The sequence below is a fragment of the Stenotrophomonas sp. GbtcB23 genome (assembly GCF_019091045.1).
GTDB lineage: Bacteria > Pseudomonadota > Gammaproteobacteria > Xanthomonadales > Xanthomonadaceae > Stenotrophomonas > Stenotrophomonas rhizophila_A.
Window position 1 is genome coordinate 1 of record NZ_JAGXKC010000637.1, and the last position, 240, is coordinate 240.

At 73.8% G+C, this 240-nt stretch carries 1 pseudogene; it reads left to right on the plus strand.

What is annotated here, in order from left to right:
* Positions 1–38: 38 nt before the first annotated feature.
* Positions 39–240: pseudogene (locus tag KVS69_RS20400) on the plus strand (hybrid sensor histidine kinase/response regulator); the annotation flags it as partial.

Below are 240 nucleotides of genomic sequence, written 5' to 3' on the forward strand. Positions count from 1 at the left end.
ACGTGAAGCTGTGCGCGGATATCGGCCGGGGAACCACGGTGAGACTCTACCTGCCCCGACTGGTGGCCGAGGCGGCGCCGGTGGCGCCTGCGGCCCCGGCCGGGCTTCGGATGCCCGCAGGCAGCCGCGAGCTGATCCTGGTGGTGGAAGACGAGCCGACCGTGCGGCAGCTCTCGGTGGAAGCGCTCACCGGACTGGGCTATGACGTGCTGGCCGCCGGTGGCGCGGCCGCGGCGCTGG